The organism is Bradyrhizobium sp. P2_E8 (genome assembly GCF_056403875.1).
The window spans coordinates 1-1,581 of sequence record NZ_JBFUES010001358.1; the positions used below are offsets into that span (position 1 = coordinate 1).

Below are 1,581 nucleotides of genomic sequence, written 5' to 3' on the forward strand. Positions count from 1 at the left end.
TCGGGAACGCGTTGCGGGCTCAGTTTCCGGATGCGCAACTGCCCGCGGCCGTGATCGCGCTCAACCGGCGGGATTTTGCCGAGATCGTGCCGGCATTGCTGGGCGCGCCGGCTGATCCTGACAGTCATAAAGCGGCGGAGGTGCCGGTATGACCGCCTATAGTCTCGGGCTGCGCTTCGAAGAGGTCGTGTCGTCTTCGCCGGACGCTGTCGCACTGATCTGCGAGGGCGATCACTTCACGTTTTCAGAGCTCAACAAGTCGGCAAACCGGTTGGCGCGATGGCTGACGTCGCAGGGCGTGAGCAAGGGCGCCGTGGTGTGCCTTGAACTGCCGAAGATTGCCGAGGCCTATGCGCTTGCCATCGCCTGCATCAAGATCGGGGCGCCTTATGCATTCCTGGACCCTGCGGCCCCCGCGGAGCGTGCCCGGCTCATGCTGGAGCGATGCCGGCCAGCCTTGATCGTCAGCGTGCGCGAGGGATCCGGCCCGCGGACGGTGATCGGCGATGCAGAGGCCAGAGCGGCCTTGCATCATGCCGTTTCGAAGCTCGACGACGACAATCTGCCGCTGACGTCCCTGATCACCGGGGCCGATCCGGCCTATGTCATGTTCACCTCCGGATCGACGGGCGAGCCGAAGGGCGTGGTCATTCCCCATCAGGGGGTGCTTCACCTCATTGCATGGGCGAAGAGCGACCTTGGAATTGGTTCGCACGACCGGTTGACCAACGTCAATCCGATCTATTTCGACAATTCGGTTTTTGACATCTATGCGGGATTGCTGAACGGAGCGGCGATTGTCGCGCTCGACGCGCTGAAGGGGAGGCCGCCCGCGGAGCTGGTGGCGGAGATCACGAGGCATCGGTGCACGTTCTTCTTCGCCGTGCCGACCCTCTTCATGTTCCTGGACTCCATGCATCTGCTGAGTCCCGAATGGCTGCCGAGCGTCAGCCGGTTCATGTTCGGCGGCGAGGGATTTCCGCTGGCTCGGCTGCGCCGATTCCACGATTCGTTCGCCGGCAAGGCGAAGCTGATCAATTGCTACGGCCCGACCGAGACAAGCTGCATCTGCAGCGGTTTCGAGATCGTCGAGTCGGTTTTCGACACTGACGACGGTCTGGCTCCGCTGGGGCGGCTCAATCCCAATTTCAGCTATCGGATTCTGGACGAGGACATGAAGCCGGTCGCCGCGGGAACTGCCGGCGAGTTGTGGCTGGGCGGCCCGTGCGTCGGGCTCGGCTACATCAACAATCCCCAGGAGACGGCCCGCCGCTTTTGTCAGGACCCGCTGATCGGCGGCTATCGATCGATACTCTATCGGAGCGGCGATCTCGTGGAGGCCGAAGCCGAAACGGGTGTGCTGCGTTTTCGCGGCCGCGCGGACAATCAGGTCAAGCTTCGGGGGTATCGGGTCGAACTGGAGGAGATCGACCACGCGCTTGTGGCATGCGAGGGCATCACCCGCGCCCTCGCCGTGGTGCTTCAAGATGCCTCTGGCGCAAGTCGGCTTCTGGCCGCCTATTCGGGTGCAAGGATGGCGGAAAGCGATTTGCGCCAGCACTGCGGCGCGCGCCTCCCCGC

The 1,581-nt window shown here is 63.6% G+C and carries 1 protein-coding gene; it reads left to right on the forward strand.

Going from position 1 to position 1,581, the window contains the following annotated elements:
- Nucleotides 1–148: 148 nt before the first annotated feature.
- Nucleotides 149–1,581: amino acid adenylation domain-containing protein (locus tag AC1D00_RS40415; RefSeq protein ID WP_477014549.1), on the forward strand; the 1,433-nt coding region annotated here is incomplete at its 3' end.